This is a genomic window from uncultured Phenylobacterium sp., assembly GCF_902826855.1.
In the GTDB taxonomy this organism is placed as follows: domain Bacteria; phylum Pseudomonadota; class Alphaproteobacteria; order Caulobacterales; family Caulobacteraceae; genus Phenylobacterium.
The window spans coordinates 12,718-28,206 of sequence record NZ_CADEGK010000013.1 but is presented as its reverse complement, the minus strand read 5'-3'; the positions used below and the strand labels follow the sequence as shown (position 1 = coordinate 28,206).

The window sequence follows — 15,489 nt, the reverse complement described above, 5'->3', positions numbered from 1 at the left end:
ATGAAAATCTACGGGGACAGCAAGTCCGGGAACTGCCTGAAAGTGAAATGGACGGCCGATTTTGTCGGCCGCGCGTACGACTGGATCGAGATAGACACGATGCGTGGGGAGTCGCGCACGCCGGCCTTCCTTGGCATGAATCCGGCCGGCCAAGTGCCCACCGTCGTGCTCGACGACGGGCGGCCGCTGGCGCAGTCGAACGCCATCATCCTGCATCTCGCCGAGGGTTCGCCGCTGGTCCCGGACGACGCATATGATCGCGCCCGGATGCTGGAGTGGATGTTCTGGGAGCAGTACAGGCATGAGCCGTATGTCGCCGTCGCCCGCTTCCAGGTGAAGTACCTTGGCAAGGCCGTCAGCGACCTGGAGGCGCGGCTGGTCGAGCGGGGTGCGGCGGCCTTGCAGCGGATGGAAGGCGGCCTGGCGGCCTCCGCCTTCCTGGTCGGCGACCGGGTCAGCCTCGCCGACGTCGCCCTGGTGGCCTACACGCGGTTCGCTCACGAGGGCGGCTTCAGCCTGGATCGCTATCCGGCGGTGCAAGCCTGGATCGGCCGCGTGGAAGCGGCGCTTAAGATCGCCTGACTGCGCTTGCCTTGCGGCTGGCGAGTGGCCACACCGTCGTCCATGAAACGCCTTCTCGCGCCGGCGCTGTTCGCCCTGGCCCTCGCCGCGCCCTCGTCGCTGCTCGCCTGGGGGAACACCGGCCACAGGATGGTGGGCCAGCTGGCGATCCGCGCCCTGCCGGCCGAGCTGCCGGCCTTCCTGCGCACGGCCCAGGCCGCCCGAGACGTCGGCGAGCTGTCGCGTGAGCCCGACCGATCCAAGGGTTCCGGTCGGCTGCACGACCAGGACCGCGATCCTGGCCACTTCATCGATCTGGACGACGACGGCAGGCTTCTGGGCGGCCCGCCGATGTTGCCGCTGGCCGCGACGCGCGCCGAGTTCGAGACGGGGCTGCGCGCGGCGAATCTGGACTCGTGGAAGGTTGGCTACCTGCCCTATTCGATCATCGACCGCTGGCAGCAGCTGACCACCGACTTCGCCTACTGGCGGGTGCTGAAGGCGGCGGAGGCGAACCCCAGGTGGGCCGCGAACAGGGCTTGGTTCACCGCCGATCGGATCCGCCGCGAGGCCCTCATCCTGAAGGGCGTCGGCGAACTCTCCCATTTCATCGCCGACGGCAGCCAGCCGCTGCATGTCACCAGCCATTACAACGGCTGGGGCGATGGACCCAACCCGGCCGGCTACTCCACGGCCAAGCTGCATGGGCCGTTCGAGAGCGATCTGGTGGCCGCCACGGTCAGGCCGGCCGCGGTGGCGGCCAAGATGACGTCGCTGCGCCTCTGCAACTGCACGCCGGAGCAGCGGGTCACGGCCTATCTGACCGCGACCAACAGGTATGTCATCCCCTTCTACGAGATGGAGAAGGCCGGGGGCCTGGCTCCGGGCGACCCGCGCGGCACGGCCTTCGCGGTCGAGCGGATGGCGGTAGGGGCCTCCGAGCTGCGCGATGTGATCGCTGAATCCTGGCGAGCCAGCGCCTACCGCTCGGTGGGTTGGAAGCCGGTGGCGGTGCAGGACGTATTGGCGGGCCGGGTCGATCCGTATCCCGCCCTCTACGGTATCGACTGATGGCCACCCCTCAGTTCGGCGATGCGCCGCCTGAGGCCTGCCCGGACCGGCCTGCCGCCTTCGCGGTAATCGAGCGGGATGGCCTGATCGCCCTGGTGCAGGTCCCACGGCTCCATCACCGTCTGGCGCTGGACCTCCCGGGCGGCGGCATCGACCCGGGCGAGACGGCGGCCCAGGCGGCGGTACGGGAATGCGGCGAGGAAGCCGGGTTGCGGGTGGCGCTGGATGCCGAACCCTTTGTCCGCGCCGACCACTATTTCCTTCACGGCGACGGCGAGGTCCGGAACACCCGCGGCGTCTTCTTCAGCGGCCGGGTGGTGGCTCAGGACCAGGACCTGAAGATCGAGGACGACCACACCCTGGTCTGGACGGACCCTCAGGAGGCGGTCCTGCGCCTCGATCGCGAGTCCCACGCGTGGGCGGTGGCGGCATGGCTGCGATTGCGCGCGCGCGGCTGACGGGCTAGCCAGCCGCCATGACGGCTGAAATCATCGAGGGCGCGCCGGTCGCCGAGCGGATCTGCGGCGAAGTTGCGGCCGAGGTGGCGCGCCTCAAGGCCGAGCACGGCCTGCAGCCCGGCCTCGCGGTGGTGCTGGTTGGCGACGATCCCGCCAGCCAGGCCTACGTGAAGTCCAAGGGCGAGCGGTCCAGGGCCGCCGGCATGCACTCGGTCACCCACCTGCTGCCCGGCGACACCACCCAGGCGGCGCTGGAGGCCCTGGTGGCCGACCTCGCCGCGGACCCGGCGATCCACGGCATCCTGGTGCAGCTGCCGTTGCCGGGCCATCTCGACGAGATGCCGGTGATCGAGCTGATCGGGCCGGACAAGGACGTCGACGGCCTGCACGTGGTCAACGCCGGCCGCCTGGTCGCCGGGCTGCCCGCACTGGTCGCCTGCACGCCCACGGGCTGCCTGATGCTGATCAAGGCCGCCCTGGGCGACCTGACGGGGAAGCACGCGGTGGTCGTCGGCCGCTCGCTGCTGGTCGGCAAACCCGTCGCGCAGCTGCTGCTGGCCGCCGACTGCACGGTGACCATGGCGCATTCGAAGACCGTCGACCTGCCGTCCGTCTGCCGTTCGGCCGACATCCTGGTCGCCGCCGTGGGCCGCCCGCGGATGATCCGCGGCGACTGGATCAAGCCCGGGGCTTGCGTCATCGACGTGGGCATCAACCGCGTGCCGTTCGACAACCCGGAGCAGGCGGCGCTGGGCAAGACCAAGATCGTCGGCGACGTGAACTACAAGGAAGCCCTGCAAGTCGCCGGCAGCATCACCCCGGTGCCCAAAGGCGTCGGACCGATGACCGTCGCGGTTCTACTGCACAACACCGTGCTGGCGGCCAAGCGGCAGGCGGGTATCCCCGGCTAGCCCCGCTTTGCCTGTTCCGTGGTCCAGGTAACCACCTCCGCCAGCACCTCCGCCACCGCCTTGTCGTAGGCCGAGACGATGGCTCCGACGCGGTTGTCGGCGGCGGGGACCTGTTTCTCGAAGATGCGCTCGGCGATCAGCGCGCGATCGGCCCTACCCGTCATCGCCGCGCGGACGCGAACCACGACCGTGGGAGCCAGCTTGGGGCCGCTCAGGTAGCGGGCCTCGAAGTTGCGCACGTCCAGGCGCAGCACGTAGTCGGCGGTGGCCGGTTCCCCGCGGGAGATGAGTCGCACCGGGCCCGGGTCTGCGTCGAAGGCGGCCAGCACGGCCTCGTCCCAGAGCACGGCGGCGGGCGTTACCCAGCGGGTCTCCGCCACATAGGCGATCTTGCCGCCGTCGACGGTCAGCAACCGGTCGCCGGCGGACTCGCGCTGGAAGGAGGCGTTGGTGCGGAACACGCCGATCTGGCCAGGCGTGGCGGTCATCGCCTCGGCGCCCGCGGGCTGGCCGAACCGGTAGAGGTGGGCGGGCTTGGTCTTCGGCAGCAGCGAAACGCACGCGCTGAGCGCAAGCGCACAGGCCCCGAGGCCGATCAGGCGGACGAAGGGGCCCGCGCGGGTGAGGGCAGGGGTCATTGGGGCACCTTCACTTCTTCGGCCGGTGGCTTGCCGAGCGCGCCGGTCGGGCTGGACTGGATCTCGTTGACTAGCCGCTCCAGCGATTCCGCCGCGCTCTGCATCTGGATCACGGCGGCGGTCACCTGCGGCAGGCCGTTGGTGGCGAACTCGGTGGTCGGGCCCTGCAGGCGCGCGATCATGGCCCGTCCGTCGGCGGCTGCGGCCTTGGCCTCCGCGGCCGCGCCAGCCAGGTCGCGGACCAGCCGCTTCCCGTCGCTGCCGACGAGCTCGTTGGCGGTCTTCGACAGCTCCGCGATGTTGCCGGCCGCCTCGTCGATCCGCTGCACGGCGCTCTGGGCGTCGGCGATGATCGACTTGCGCTCGCGCAGCTCCGCGGTCACGGCCTGGGCGTCGGAGATGGCGGCCGAGAAGGTCTTGATGTTCTCGTCCGACAGCACCTGGTTCACCCGGTGCAGCGCCTCGATGGTGCTGGTCAGCACCGTACCGCCGCCCTCGAGCAGGTCGGAGATGGCGCTGCGCTGGCTCTTGAGCACGGGAATGCATGCGCGGCCCAGCCGTGACTGCTCGCAGCGGGCCTGGTAGGCGACCTTCAGCAGGGGCCGGGTGCCCGTGCCAGCGCTGATCTGGACATAGTTCAGGCCGGTGATGCCTTGCGGCTCAAGGGTCGCGTAGCTGTCGACGCGGATCGGCACGTCCTCGGTCACCCGCACGCGGGCGATGACGTTCTGCGGGTTGGTCTTGTCCAGGGCGATGGTGGTGACCTCGCCCACCTTGATACCGTTGAAGTGCACTTCGCCGCCCTCGTTCAGGCCGCGCACGGGACCGGCGAAGACGATGTCGTAGAGGTCGTACTCGGCGTTGATCCGTAGCCGCGCCAGCCAGACGATGAACACCAACAGGGCGACTGTCAGGATCAGGGTGGAGAGGCCCACCAGGGTGTAGTTGGCGTTCTTTTCCATCAGGCTCCCGTCCCGACCCGGACGGCTCGCGCGGCGCGGCCCCGAGGTCCCAGGAAATACTCGCGGATCCAGGGATGATCCGATGTTTCGAGCTCGGCCACCGGCGCCACGGCGACCACCTTGCCGTCGGCCAGCACGGCGACGCGGTCGGTGATCTCGTACAGGGAGTCGAGGTCGTGGGTGATCATGAACACAGTCAGGTCCAGGCTGTCAGCCAGGTCCTTGATCAGCACGTCGAAGGCGGCGGCCCCGATCGGATCGAGACCGGAGGTGGGTTCGTCCAGGAAGAGGAGCTCCGGATCCAGGGCCAGGGCGCGGGCCAGGCCGGCCCGCTTGCGCATGCCACCCGACAGCTCCGCAGGCTTCAGGGAGCCGGCCTCGGGCCGCAGGCCGACCATGGCGATCTTCAGGTCCGAGAGTTCCATCGCCTCGCGACGCGTGAGGTTCGTGTGCTCGAACATCGGCGCCGCGACGTTCTCACGCACGGTGAGGTTGGAGAACAGCGCGCCGCCCTGGAACAGCACGCCCCAGGACCGCTCCAGTGCGCTCCAGCGCCGCCTGGACGCCCGCTGCAGCTCCTGGCCAAAGACCGCTATCGTGCCGGCGTCCGGGTTGCGCAGGCCGATGATGGTGTTGAGCATCACCGACTTGCCGGTGCCGGACCCCCCCACGACACCTAGGATTTCGCCGCGCTGGACGGTCAGGTCCAGCCCGTCGTGCACCACGTGCTCGCCGAATACGGAGCGCAGGCCGCGCACCTCGATGGCCGGGCCCTCCTGGTCCAGCAGCTCCTCGTCAGAGGCGGTTCTCTCATCGACGGCGTCGGTCATATGTCGAGCTGCATGTAGAAGAGGGCGAAGGCGGCATCGATCATGATCACGGAGAAGACCGAGTGCACCACCGCGGCGGTCACCCGGCGGCCCAGGCTCTCGACGTCGCCGCCCACCATCAGGCCCTGACGGCAGCCGATCCCGGCCACCACCGCGGCCATCACCGGCGCCTTGGAAAGCGCCACCCAGAAGTGGGTCGCGCCGACGTTGTCGACGATCCTCTGCAGGAAGAAGGTCGGTCCCAGGTCCAGCACCGACCAGGTCACCATCAGTCCGCCCAACAGGCCCGCCAGGGTGGCGACGAAGGTCAGCAGCGGGATGGTGATGAGCAGCGCCACGAACCGCGGCAGGACCAGCGCCTCGAACGGATCGACGCCCATCACGGTCATCGCGTCGACTTCCTGGTTCATCTTCATCGAGCCCAACTCGGCGGCGAAGGCCGAGGCTGAGCGGCCGGACAGCAGCACCGCGGTGATGACGATGTTGAACTCGCGCAGCACCGCCACGCCGATCAGCTCGACCGAGAAGACCTCCGCCCCGAACTGCTGCAGCATGTTGACGCCCAGCAGGGCCACCACGGCGCCGATGAAGAATGTGGTGAGGGCCACGATCGGGATGGCGTCCAGCCCGGCCTGTTCCATCTGCACGAACGTCGGGGCCCAGCGGATCTTGCGGGGCGCGACGACGAGGTTGACCGCCGACCGGCCCACGACCACCAGCAGGTGGCCAATGAAGCCCATGGTGGAAAGGAACTCCTCGCGCAGATCCACGACGCCCTTTCCGATTCGGATGAGCATCTGGTGGAAGCCCTGCGGTTGGCGCACGACCACCGGCTCGACGCGATGGGCGTTGTCGACAAGCTCCAGAAGCCGCTTGGCCTCCGGCCGGGCGACCACCTGGTCCAGGTTGAAGTCCGGCCCCACCGCGCGGATCACTGCGAAGGCGCCGGCGGTGTCCATCCGGCGCACGCCGCTCAGGTCCAGGGTCACGTCCTTGCGCCCGCGCAGCTCGCGGCCGAGCTCGGCCCCGATTCCTTCCAGCAGGTTCGTGGTCCAGTCGCCGCTCAGCTTCGCCGTTGGGCGATCCGAAGCGGCCTGCATCTGGAACTGGGCGGGCTTCTGCATGGGGAACTTGTCCTGGCGTGCGGCGTGACTGTCCAGCCCTCGCGTCCAGGCCCGTCCTCCCTCGTGAAGCGACACCAATGTGTCACGCTCGCAGCCCGAACGTGCACATGGCGAAGGTTGTTCCGGAATTCCAAGCACGACGCGCGACGGTTCGGCTACAGTGAAGGTCAGCCAAGATTTCGTCCAACTCGCCGCGCACCATGGCGCGCGGCCGGGGGGCGGCCGAGTCGTGCGTGCAGGAGTAAGTTACAGTTGACCCGCCAGATCGACCTCGCCGGGGCCTCCGGCGCCCGCTATCGCTATTCCACGATTGAGGAAAGTCGCTTCCTGCCGCCTGCAGGGGCGAACTACGTTATCGCCGAGGTCAACGAGGAAGAACTCAAGGTCGTCTACGCCGGGGAGACCGACAACCTGGCCAGCCAGACCTGGCGCGCCGACCTGGAGAAGGCCAAGCGCAAGCACCCGGAGGCCACCGTGCTCACTCGCCTCAACGTCACCCGCGCCGTGCGCGAGGCCGAGCGTCGGGATCTGATCGACCACTATCATCCGCCGTTGAACGGCTGATCCTCACGGGCGGCGGTAGAAGCTGGCGGAGGCGTCGCTCGGCGTAAGGCGCAGGAGCGGGAAGATCATGACCGAGAACGCGTAACTCGCGAGCGCCAGGACAAGCGGGGTGCTGCGGACCAAACGTATCCGGCTCCACAGCCCCTTGAGCGCGATGGTCGCCAGCCTTTGTCGCCCAACCGGCGCGAAGCCCGCCCTGCCGGCCGCGCGGTCCAGCAGGCCGGGGGTGAAGTACCAGACGTGCGGCGAGGGCAGGCCGCGTTGCCAGAGCCGCGCGTAGGGCCCCTGGACGCCCAGCCGGTCCAACGCGGCCGCCGTGCGGAAGAACAGGCCCCGCTTGTCCGGGCAGTTGAGGCACAGGATCCCACCCGGCGTCAGCCGTTCGAACGACGCCGCCAGCGCACCGGCCAGGTCGGGGATGTGCTCGAGCACATCGTTGAAGACGATCACGTCGAAGCGCTCGCCGGGCTCCAGCACCTGGGGGAAGAAGCCGCGCCGCACCTTCGCGCCGCCCGCCTGGTCCGGGTGCACGTTCGCGTCGGGCTCGATGCCCTCGGCCGCGAACCCGGCCGCTGCGGCCTGGGCCAGCAGGAATCCCGGCCCGCTGCCGACGTCCAGCAACCGCCCGCCGGCCGGCGCGAGCGCCGCCAGGCGGTCGAGGAGCAAGGCGTTGTTGTCGCGCCGCAAGGTGGCCAGGCCCTGCTCGCGGGCGGCCTCGTCGATACCGGCCTCGGACTCCTCGCTGGGGATGGCGATGTCGAGGCTGGAGCTCAGGACGCCGCACGCGCCGCACCGGAAGAGCCATCCCTTTCGGTAGGGATGGACCTCGCCGCCGCACACCTGGCAGCCGCTGCCGTCTGCCGTGGCGTCGCGCATGGGCGCACTCTTATGGAGCAGCCCGGTCATTTTCAACCGGCCGCCGGGCGATCTGGCGATGGGCGGCGACAAAGGCGATGCTGCGTCATGAGTCCGCCTCCGACGATCGCGATCTTCGGCGCCGCCGTGCGGGCGGATGGTCAGCCCTCGGCCGCGCTGCGCCGGCGGATCGGTTATGGGCTGGAGGCGGCGAGGGCCTTTCCCGACTCGCCGGTGATCTGCTCCGGCGGCGTCGGGCGCCACGGCCCCTCCGAGGCCTCGGTGATGCTCGCCGCCCTGCGTTGGCACGGCCTGCCGAACGAGCAGCTGATCGCCGACGAAGCCAGCCTCGACACCCTGCAGAGCGTCGTTGTCGTCGCCCGGGCGGTCGGCGCTGGCATGGGCGCGCCCGTGGTGATTTGCAGCGACGACTATCACGTCCCGCGCATCCGTCTGATGCTGGCGATGCTCGGTGTCCGAAGCGTTGCAGGACCCAGGCCTGCTGGCTGGGCGCGCGGAGCGCCGATGCATCGAGTTGGCATGGCGCTCCGCGAAATGGTCGCTATCGTCTATGACGGAGCGATCGTGGCGGTGCGTCGGCGGCGTCTTCTGTCATAGTCCCGTCCCACTCGCCGCCGAGGTTGGCGCCATGGCTTCCGAAACCGACGACAACCCGTTCGCCCGCAACAGCGCCTGGCCGAAGATGCCCCAGGCGCCGTTCCGCGTCGGCCCGCTGCCGAAGTCCGGCGCCGCGCCGCCGGGGCCCCCAACCGCCGAGCAGCCGCCGGCCGAACCTGAACCCCGGACCATCACTCCGCTCTTCACCCGGCCGCAGGCGGCCCCGGGCGCCAACTTCGCCCTCGGCGGCGCAGCACCGCGGCTCTCGCCGACCCCAGCGCCCATTCCCGCGCCGGCGCCCGAGATCCGCCCAGCAGTTCCAACGCCGGCCGCTGTGGCGCCGCAGCCCGCGCCGCAGCCCGCGCCGGCCCCGCGTCTGATCGCCGAGGCCCCTGCAGAGCGGACGGCCGTCGAGCTGTCGGAGTTGGTGGTGACGCCCCTCCAGGAAGGGCGGACCAGGCCGGCCCGCCGCCGCTCGCGTCTGCCCGCCATCGCGGCGACGGCCGTAGGCGTCGCCGCGATGGCGGGGTTGGCCTACCTGTTCACCCGCGCGGGACCACCTGCACCTGGGCCGCCGACCGCCGCGCCGGCCGCGGCTGCGGTCGCGGCTGCGCCCGTGACGCCAGCCCCGGTCCCGCCGATTGCAGCCGAGGGCCCGCCCGCTGCTCCGACCCCTGTCCGCACCGCCGCGGCGCAGCCGGCCAGACCGCCGCCGGCGCGAGGCACAGCTCTCTCCGCCGAGCCTGAGGTCCGGATCGTCCGCCTGCCTTCCGACGCCGCGCGCGCCACCGAGGAAGCGATCAGCGCCCCCGTGCTGGTCCTGCCCGTCGCTCCAGCCGCACCGCCGCCGCTGGCGCCGGAGCGTGACTTACGTCCGCCCGCGGCGGCCGATCCTAACGCCCCGATCCGCACCCAGCGGCCATACTAGCTGGGGCCGCACCGCGAGGCGGCCTCAACCCTTCGGCGGCGCCACGTGGAAGGGTTGTACGGCCGCCTTGAACTCCGGCAGCGCCTCGCAGGCCTCCGCGTGCGCCGCCAGCACAGGCCAGCGGGCCGCGTCGAACACATCGGGATGGGCCTCGCGCACGAAGCGCAGGACGCACCCCACGATGACATCGGCGTGGGTCAGGCGCTCGCCGAACCACCAGCGGGACCGCGCGTCGCGCGCAGCCTCCAGCACGTCCAGGACACCGCCGACCTGGGCGCGGCAGCGTTCGACCCACACCGGCGTGGCGCGCTCGTGAATCACCCGCTCGTACACGAGGCTCACGGCCTTGTCGGCGAGGCCCGAGGCCAGGGCGCAAATCCTCAAGGTGTCGCGCCGCGGGGCGCCCGAAGCCGCGATCAAGGCCTGTTCCGGGCCAACCTGCTCGTCCAGCCAGTCGAGGATCGCGCCGCTCTCCAGCAGCGCGGTCCCGTCGTCGCAGACCAGGGTGGGGACGCGACGCAGGGGGTTGAACTGCGCCAACGCCTCGGCGTCGCCGAAGACCGACCACGCGCGGTGCTCATAGTCCATCCGATAGAGCCGCAGGGCGACGGCGACCCGGCGCACGAAGGGGCTGTCATACTGTCCGATCAGGATCATCGCTGGCGCCCCGGCTTCAGTTGAATCGCGGCTTCTTGAGCATCGCCGCGCGATCGAGCGAGCGCACCTCGACGTCGAACACATCCTCCTCACGCCGCAGCCGCAGCGGTATGACCGCCCCCGCCGAGCCTTGCGCCCATAGCTGGGTGTAGAAGCCGGCGAGGTCCGACACCGCCACGCCGGCGACCGCCAGGATGACGTCGCCAGGCTTGAGCTCGGCGCGCGCCGCCGGACCGCGCGGATTGAGCGCCACCACGATGACACCGGGGCCCATGTCCTGGGCGATGACCCCCAGCCAGGGCCGCGGCGCGTGCGCCGGCCGGCCCTGGGCGAGGTCGTCCAGGATCGGCGGCAGCAGCTCGATGGGGACGAACATGTTGAGCGGCTTGGCGACGCCGTTCGCCGATTGCCCTTGCAGGCTGAGCGAGCCCACGCCCACCAGTTCGCCGGCGGCTCCGATCAGCGCCGCCCCGCTCCAGTGCGGGTGGGCGGGCTCGGTGATGATCGCATCCTCCAGCAGATATTCCCAGTAACCGGCGAAGCGCATCCGGGTGAGCACCTGGCCGGCCGCGGCGTGGTTGCGCCCACCGCCGCCGGCGATGATCACCGGGCTGCCGGCCCGCAACGACCGGGAGTCGCCGAGCGGCAGCGGCGGGACGTCCAGCGGCTGCAGCGCCTGCACCAGGCCGAACCCCGTGACGGGATCCGAGCCCAGCACGTGCGCCGCCACCCGTTCGCCGTCGCCGAGGGTGAGCGCCACGTCCTCGGCCTCCATGACCAGATAGCCCATGGTCACCACCAGGCCGTTCGCCCCGATCAGGGCCCCGTTGCCGATCCGATCGACACCCAGCGTCGCGGCCGTGAAGGCGTCCTCGGGGACTCGCGTCTCCAGCGCCACGACGGCCGACAGCGTACGCTCCAGGTCGAACGCATGACCATGAGCCGCGGGCCGCAGCCGGGCTTCCACCTCGAATCCATCAAACGGTGACGCCACGCCGGTCTCCTGATGCCGCCCTTAGTGTGCCCCCGCCACGGCAGAAGATGAATAGGGGCAGGGGAATGAAACCGCGTCGTTGCGCCAGGCATGTGTCGCGAAGCGCTGCGACCGCCACCAATGCGCGGTCGGTGCGTTTGGGCGCCATGGCGGATGATGAGAAGTTGGCGCGCACGTTGAGTGACCCAGGGGTGGCCACCCTGATTCTGGAGCATGCGCGTGAGTACGCGATCCTGACGCTCGACCTCGCGGGAACCATCACCAGCTGGAGCGCCGGGGCCGAGCGGATTACCGGCTATACGTCTGACGAAGCTGTGGGCATGGACTTCGCGGTGATCTTCACGGCCGCCGACCGGTCGGCCGGACAGCCCAGGTTCGAGTTGGAGCAGGCCTGGCGTGAAGGCCGCGCCGAAGACAGCCGATGGCACCTGCGCAAGGATGGCGAACGCTTCTGGGCCAACGGCGTGACGATGTCGCTGCGTGACGCCGGCGTCGAAGGCCTGATCAAGGTGATCCGCGATGAGACCAGCGGCCGCCTGGCGGACGAGCAGCGCGTGCTGTTGCTCAACGAGCTGAACCATCGGATCAACAACACCCTGGCGACCGTGCAGTCTCTGGTGGAGCAGACCTTGCGGGCCGCCGAGGTCGACCGCTCGGTGCGGGACGATCTGACCGCCCGGCTGATGGCCCTTTCGGACGCCCACAACGCGCTCGTGGCCGAGAACTGGGCGGGCGCCGACCTCCACGCGATCGTCACGCGGGCCCTGTCGCCGTACGAGCAGCCGGGGCGCGGAAGGTTCACCGTGGACGGGCCTCCGGTGAGGCTCAGTCCGCCCCAGGCCGTGTCGATGTCGCTCGTCCTGCACGAGCTGGCGACCAACGCCGTGAAGTACGGGGCGTTGCGGACCCTGTCCGGCAGCGTGGCGGTTGACTGGAACCAGCACGTCGACTCGCAGGGCGGCCGTCACCTGACCCTGCTGTGGGCAGAGGAGGGCGGACCGGTCGTCTCGGCGCCGACCCGCCGCGGCTTCGGCTCGCGCCTGATCGCACGCAGCTTCGCCGAGGATAGCGGGGGCCGCGCGCGCATCGACTTTGCCGCCGGTGGCGTGCGCTGCGTGATCGAGCTGACGCTCTCCACCGAGGCGGAACTCCCGATGCTCGATGTCGTCGAAGCGATCCGCGCCGGCGAGCCGGACGTCTGACGACGGCGCCTAGCCAGCGCCACGACTGAATAGATCGCCTGGCGAAGGGCTGTCGCGCCGCGCGCCGCGGGGTGTACAATCGCCGCATTGGCGGCCTCGGGGAGGGCGAGATGGGCGACTGGGACGGCCGGGGTCTGATTTCGGGTGATTGGGTCCAGGCCCACCTCGAGGATCCCGACGTGAGGATTTTCGACGCAACGGTGCACCTGCTGCCAGCCTCGCCCGGACCCTACCGGATCGAGAGCGGACGCAGCGACTACGAGGCCGCCCATATTCCCGGCGCGGCCTTCCTCGATCTGGCGACAGATCTGTCCGACCCCAATTCGGCGCTGCGGTTTACGCGCCTTGCGGCAGGTCCGTTCGCACGGGCGCTCGGTGAAGCGGGGATCGGGCCCGGCATGCGGGTGGTCATCTACAGCACCACGACTCCCATGTGGGCGACGCGGCTCTGGTGGATGCTGCGCGCGGCGGGCTTCGCTGACGCCGCCGTCCTCGACGGCGGCCTTGCCAGATGGATCGCCGAGGGCCGACCGGTGGAGACGGGCGCACGCCGCTATCCGCCGGCTGAACTTTCGCTGACGGACCAACCGGGCGCGTGGGCCGACAAGTCCGAGGTCTTGAGCGCCATCGGCGACGGGTCTGTCTGCACCATCAACGCCCTGTCCCCGAGCGTGCACAGCGGGGAGGCCGCCATCAGCTACGGCCGTAAGGGCCACATCAAGGGCAGCCGAAACGTCCCCTACGCCGCCCTGCTGGATTCCGAAGGCCGCTACCGCAGCGACGCCGATCTGCGGTCCCTGTTCGAGGCCGTTGGCGCGTTCGGGCGAGACCGGGTCATCTGCTATTGCGGCGGAGGCATATCGGCGACGATGGACGCACTCGCCCTGACGCGGCTGGGCCACCCTTCGGTCGCCGTCTACGACGGGTCGATGTCGGAATGGGCCGCTGATCCGCAGTCGCCGATGGAAACCGGCGTTTCGTAGCCATGAACTGACATCTGAACGGGCCGCTCAGGCGCTGTCGACCGGTTTGCGCCGCGCCAGGCTCGCCTATGCCACCGTGAACGCCAGCGTAGCCTGGCCCTCATAGGCGTTGTCCGGACCCACAGGGGCCTCGGTGTCGAACCAGCGGCGGGTGATCTCGAACTGCAGCCGGTAGTCGCCGGCCGGCAGTGCGCCCTGTGGGATCAGCAGCGCGCGCGTCCCGTCGGCGTTCTGGATCGCCGTCAGCGCGACCGCGCGCCATTCCGCGTCGTCCGGCCGCGTCCAGTCCACCAGGCGGCCGTCCCGGTCGAAGAAGAGGACGACGCCTCGAAGCGCCAGGATTTCGCCCCGGGTGAACCCTGTCGCCGGCCGGGTCGTGGTGGTGTCGGTCGACAGCTCTGTGATGACGAAACGAAGGCCGACCAGCTCCACCGAGATGAGCGACCGCGCCCCGGGCGGTCGCCGCGGACCCAGCGGCTCGCCTGCGTTGAGCGCGGCGCGGCCGCGTGGTCCCAGGCGCTCGACGTCGCGCTCGAACGGGGTTCGACCCGGACGGCGGCTCGGGTCGAGTGGCGGTCGCGTCGGCGGCAAGGGGAAAGGCCGCGGTCGGAAGAGGTCGGCCAGGGCCGCGCGGACCTTGGCGACGAGCGCGGGATCGATCGGCGGGAGGGGGACGCGACGGCGCAGGTCCAGCGTCACCTCCTCGACCAGGTCGATCGGTTCGGGGCTCTCCAGCAAGAACCACCGGTCTGCGCCGGCGCTTGCCAGCTCGAGATGCAGGCGCTCCGGCGCCTCGCGCAGCGGAACGGCTAGGCTGCGTACGGCTTCCCCGAACACGCGCTCTCGATCGCTGTCGGCGGCTTCGGGCCGCATGGCCGCGGCGATTTCGCCGCCGAGCCGGGCCAAGGTGGCGGCCAGGGAATCCTCGGCGCCGGCGACCGTCAGTTGGCCGAGGTCGCCGGCGGTCCCGATGTGGGCCTCGAAGCTCTCGTAGCGGCTGGTGTCGAAGTCGAAGCCGTACATCTCCAGGCCGCGGACGTTCAGGCTCACGATCCCGGCCTGCGCCGCCCCGATCTCGCAGAGCCCCGGGACCTCGGTTCCGCGGTCGACACCGACCGTGACGCCCGCGGCGCTGGCGCGGATGCGGTTGGCGAAGACATCGACGCGCAGGCTGACGGTCGGCGGCAGGGCCGTGATCGGCTGCGACGCCAGCGGCGGCCCACCGGACAGCGGCTGCGCGACGAGGACGGCCGCGCCGTCGGCGTTGGCGCTCACGGTGAAGCGCAGGCCGCCGCCAGGGTTTGCACTGTCGATGAGTACGGCGGCGGAGAGATGCCCGCCGCGGGCGACGCTGCCGGTCAGCTGCAGAGTGTAGGAATCCCAGTCGGGCTCCCCGAACCGACCCGTCGAAGCGCCGGCCGCGCGCAGCTCACCCGATTCCACCGTCCAGGCGCCGGTTACAGCACGGAAGGCGCTGATGTCGGCGGTCTCGAACGGCGCCCGGTCGACCACCGGTCCGCCCGCCGGACGCATGGCAGCGTGGTAGCCGCTGCGCGCTTGCCACAGCGGCCGGCCGGCCGAATCGAACGGGGTGACTCCCAGGCGAGGCCGCTGCTCGTTCCAGACGTCGTCCGGCGTGCAGCTTCCACCCGACGCCTGCGACAGCAGCTGATAGCGCCGGCGCAGCCCGCTGCGGCTCACCGCCGTGATCAGGTCGCGCAGCGGGTTGGCGACGATCAGCCCTCCGCCCGTTCCGCGATGGTCGACGAACCAGTCGTTGCTCTCGAAGGACGAGGCTGCCGCGGCCGCCTCGGGGCGGCTGTCGAAGCGCGTCCCGACGGTCAGGGTCACCGGATAACGGAATCCCGCCTCGTCATCGCCGCCCGCGCCCGGGCCGAACAGCTGCAGGTCCGGAGACAGCACCAGATGCACGCTCTCGTCGCGATAGACCCGGCCTCGGCCGCCAGGACGGCGGCTGATCACATAGGGCCGCATCTCGATCCCCGGCTCGGGGCTCTCGTTGAGGCCGGGGACGCCGGCGGTGACGAAGCTCGCCCGCTCCACTATCGTCCGCGTCTCGAAGCTGGTGTTCGTGTGGCGGATCTTCACTTCGGTGGTGAGTGCGATCTCGTA

Annotated in this window: 17 protein-coding genes; 9 read left to right on the top strand and 8 right to left on the bottom strand. The window is 70.4% G+C overall.

Annotated elements, in window-relative coordinates; genetic code table 11:
* Genes QZV94_RS03665 through folD form a run of 4 tightly spaced genes read left to right on the top strand, consistent with a single transcriptional unit; the run spans window position 1 to window position 3,001 of the window.
* Window positions 1-582: a glutathione S-transferase family protein gene (locus QZV94_RS03665; protein ID WP_293676447.1), complete on the top strand. Its 582-nt coding sequence runs from the start codon at window positions 1-3 to the stop codon at window positions 580-582.
* 42 nt (window positions 583-624) lie between these two features.
* Complete coding sequence (locus tag QZV94_RS03660) at window positions 625-1,632, top strand: S1/P1 Nuclease (protein WP_293676446.1); 1,008 nt, start codon at window positions 625-627, stop codon at window positions 1,630-1,632.
* The gene (locus QZV94_RS03655; RefSeq protein WP_293676445.1) at window positions 1,632-2,090 is read left to right on the top strand and encodes an NUDIX domain-containing protein; all 459 of its coding nucleotides are present in this window, start codon (window positions 1,632-1,634) and stop codon (window positions 2,088-2,090) included. The genes QZV94_RS03660 and QZV94_RS03655 overlap by 1 nt, the downstream gene beginning before the upstream one ends.
* 17 nt (window positions 2,091-2,107) lie before the next feature.
* Window positions 2,108-3,001: a bifunctional methylenetetrahydrofolate dehydrogenase/methenyltetrahydrofolate cyclohydrolase FolD gene (gene folD / locus QZV94_RS03650; RefSeq protein WP_293676444.1), complete on the top strand. Its 894-nt coding sequence runs from the start codon at window positions 2,108-2,110 to the stop codon at window positions 2,999-3,001.
* Here the strand turns inward: folD and QZV94_RS03645 are convergent.
* Genes QZV94_RS03645 through QZV94_RS03630 form a run of 4 tightly spaced genes read right to left on the bottom strand, consistent with a single transcriptional unit; the run spans window position 2,998 to window position 6,555 of the window.
* On the bottom strand, window positions 2,998-3,639 hold the full coding sequence (locus QZV94_RS03645; RefSeq protein ID WP_293676443.1) for an ABC-type transport auxiliary lipoprotein family protein: 642 nt from the start codon (window positions 3,637-3,639) through the stop codon (window positions 2,998-3,000). The two genes, folD and QZV94_RS03645, sit on opposite strands and share 4 nt — an antisense overlap.
* Window positions 3,636-4,601 carry an MlaD family protein gene (locus QZV94_RS03640; protein ID WP_293676442.1) on the bottom strand — a complete coding sequence of 322 codons (966 nt, stop codon included), beginning with the start codon at window positions 4,599-4,601 and terminating at the stop codon, window positions 3,636-3,638. The genes QZV94_RS03645 and QZV94_RS03640 overlap by 4 nt, the downstream gene beginning before the upstream one ends.
* Window positions 4,601-5,431 carry an ABC transporter ATP-binding protein gene (locus QZV94_RS03635; RefSeq protein ID WP_293676441.1) on the bottom strand — a complete coding sequence of 277 codons (831 nt, stop codon included), beginning with the start codon at window positions 5,429-5,431 and terminating at the stop codon, window positions 4,601-4,603. Before QZV94_RS03635 ends, QZV94_RS03640 begins: the two co-directional genes overlap by 1 nt.
* Window positions 5,428-6,555, bottom strand: a complete 1,128-nt coding sequence (locus QZV94_RS03630; RefSeq protein ID WP_293676440.1) for an ABC transporter permease — start codon at window positions 6,553-6,555, stop codon at window positions 5,428-5,430. Before QZV94_RS03630 ends, QZV94_RS03635 begins: the two co-directional genes overlap by 4 nt.
* A gap of 252 nt (window positions 6,556-6,807) precedes the next feature.
* Between QZV94_RS03630 and QZV94_RS03625 the strand changes: the two genes are divergently transcribed.
* A complete protein-coding gene (locus QZV94_RS03625; protein WP_293676439.1) occupies window positions 6,808-7,119 on the top strand; it encodes a hypothetical protein in 312 nt (103 codons plus the stop codon).
* 3 nt (window positions 7,120-7,122) lie between these two features.
* Here QZV94_RS03625 and QZV94_RS03620 read toward each other — a convergent pair whose 3' ends face one another.
* Window positions 7,123-7,995 carry a class I SAM-dependent methyltransferase gene (locus tag QZV94_RS03620; RefSeq protein WP_293676438.1) on the bottom strand — a complete coding sequence of 291 codons (873 nt, stop codon included), beginning with the start codon at window positions 7,993-7,995 and terminating at the stop codon, window positions 7,123-7,125.
* An 87-nt stretch (window positions 7,996-8,082) separates the two neighbouring features.
* On the opposite strand from QZV94_RS03620, the gene QZV94_RS03615 reads away from it, so the two are divergent.
* Both QZV94_RS03615 and QZV94_RS03610 read left to right on the top strand, forming a co-directional pair.
* Window positions 8,083-8,592: a YdcF family protein gene (locus QZV94_RS03615; RefSeq protein WP_293676437.1), complete on the top strand. Its 510-nt coding sequence runs from the start codon at window positions 8,083-8,085 to the stop codon at window positions 8,590-8,592.
* Window positions 8,593-8,623: 31 nt separating this feature from the next.
* Window positions 8,624-9,520, top strand: coding sequence for a hypothetical protein (locus QZV94_RS03610; protein WP_293676436.1), 897 nt, complete (start codon window positions 8,624-8,626; stop codon window positions 9,518-9,520).
* A gap of 24 nt (window positions 9,521-9,544) precedes the next feature.
* On the opposite strand, the gene QZV94_RS03605 is transcribed toward QZV94_RS03610, so the two are convergent.
* Together QZV94_RS03605 and QZV94_RS03600 are read right to left on the bottom strand one after the other, a co-directional pair.
* On the bottom strand, window positions 9,545-10,177 hold the full coding sequence (locus QZV94_RS03605) for a glutathione S-transferase family protein (protein ID WP_293676435.1): 633 nt from the start codon (window positions 10,175-10,177) through the stop codon (window positions 9,545-9,547).
* Window positions 10,178-10,193: 16 nt separating this feature from the next.
* Window positions 10,194-11,171, bottom strand: a complete 978-nt coding sequence (locus QZV94_RS03600) for a S1C family serine protease (RefSeq protein ID WP_293676434.1) — start codon at window positions 11,169-11,171, stop codon at window positions 10,194-10,196.
* 191 nt (window positions 11,172-11,362) lie between these two features.
* On the opposite strand from QZV94_RS03600, the gene QZV94_RS03595 reads away from it, so the two are divergent.
* Together QZV94_RS03595 and QZV94_RS03590 are read left to right on the top strand one after the other, a co-directional pair.
* Window positions 11,363-12,373 carry an HWE histidine kinase domain-containing protein gene (locus QZV94_RS03595; RefSeq protein WP_293676433.1) on the top strand — a complete coding sequence of 337 codons (1,011 nt, stop codon included), beginning with the start codon at window positions 11,363-11,365 and terminating at the stop codon, window positions 12,371-12,373.
* A 110-nt stretch (window positions 12,374-12,483) separates the two neighbouring features.
* Window positions 12,484-13,356: a sulfurtransferase gene (locus QZV94_RS03590; RefSeq protein WP_293676432.1), complete on the top strand. Its 873-nt coding sequence runs from the start codon at window positions 12,484-12,486 to the stop codon at window positions 13,354-13,356.
* Window positions 13,357-13,422: 66 nt separating this feature from the next.
* Here QZV94_RS03590 and QZV94_RS03585 read toward each other — a convergent pair.
* On the bottom strand, window positions 13,423-15,489 hold a 2,067-nt coding region (locus QZV94_RS03585), incomplete at its 5' end, for a hypothetical protein (RefSeq protein WP_293676431.1).

Bases quoted from the DNA above. Each gene is read 5' to 3' on its own strand.
- QZV94_RS03665 (WP_293676447.1), top strand. From the start codon at position 1: ATGAAAATCTACGGGGACAGCAAGTCCGGGAACTGCCTGAAAGTGAAA.
- QZV94_RS03660 (WP_293676446.1), top strand. From the start codon at position 625: ATGAAACGCCTTCTCGCGCCGGCGCTGTTCGCCCTGGCCCTCGCCGCG.
- QZV94_RS03655 (WP_293676445.1), top strand. From the start codon at position 1,632: ATGGCCACCCCTCAGTTCGGCGATGCGCCGCCTGAGGCCTGCCCGGAC.
- folD (WP_293676444.1), top strand. From the start codon at position 2,108: ATGACGGCTGAAATCATCGAGGGCGCGCCGGTCGCCGAGCGGATCTGC.
- QZV94_RS03645 (WP_293676443.1), bottom strand. From the start codon at position 3,639: ATGACCCCTGCCCTCACCCGCGCGGGCCCCTTCGTCCGCCTGATCGGC.
- QZV94_RS03640 (WP_293676442.1), bottom strand. From the start codon at position 4,601: ATGGAAAAGAACGCCAACTACACCCTGGTGGGCCTCTCCACCCTGATC.
- QZV94_RS03635 (WP_293676441.1), bottom strand. From the start codon at position 5,431: ATGACCGACGCCGTCGATGAGAGAACCGCCTCTGACGAGGAGCTGCTG.
- QZV94_RS03630 (WP_293676440.1), bottom strand. From the start codon at position 6,555: ATGCAGAAGCCCGCCCAGTTCCAGATGCAGGCCGCTTCGGATCGCCCA.
- QZV94_RS03620 (WP_293676438.1), bottom strand. From the start codon at position 7,995: ATGCGCGACGCCACGGCAGACGGCAGCGGCTGCCAGGTGTGCGGCGGC.
- QZV94_RS03615 (WP_293676437.1), top strand. From the start codon at position 8,083: ATGAGTCCGCCTCCGACGATCGCGATCTTCGGCGCCGCCGTGCGGGCG.
- QZV94_RS03610 (WP_293676436.1), top strand. From the start codon at position 8,624: ATGGCTTCCGAAACCGACGACAACCCGTTCGCCCGCAACAGCGCCTGG.
- QZV94_RS03605 (WP_293676435.1), bottom strand. From the start codon at position 10,177: ATGATCCTGATCGGACAGTATGACAGCCCCTTCGTGCGCCGGGTCGCC.
- QZV94_RS03590 (WP_293676432.1), top strand. From the start codon at position 12,484: ATGGGCGACTGGGACGGCCGGGGTCTGATTTCGGGTGATTGGGTCCAG.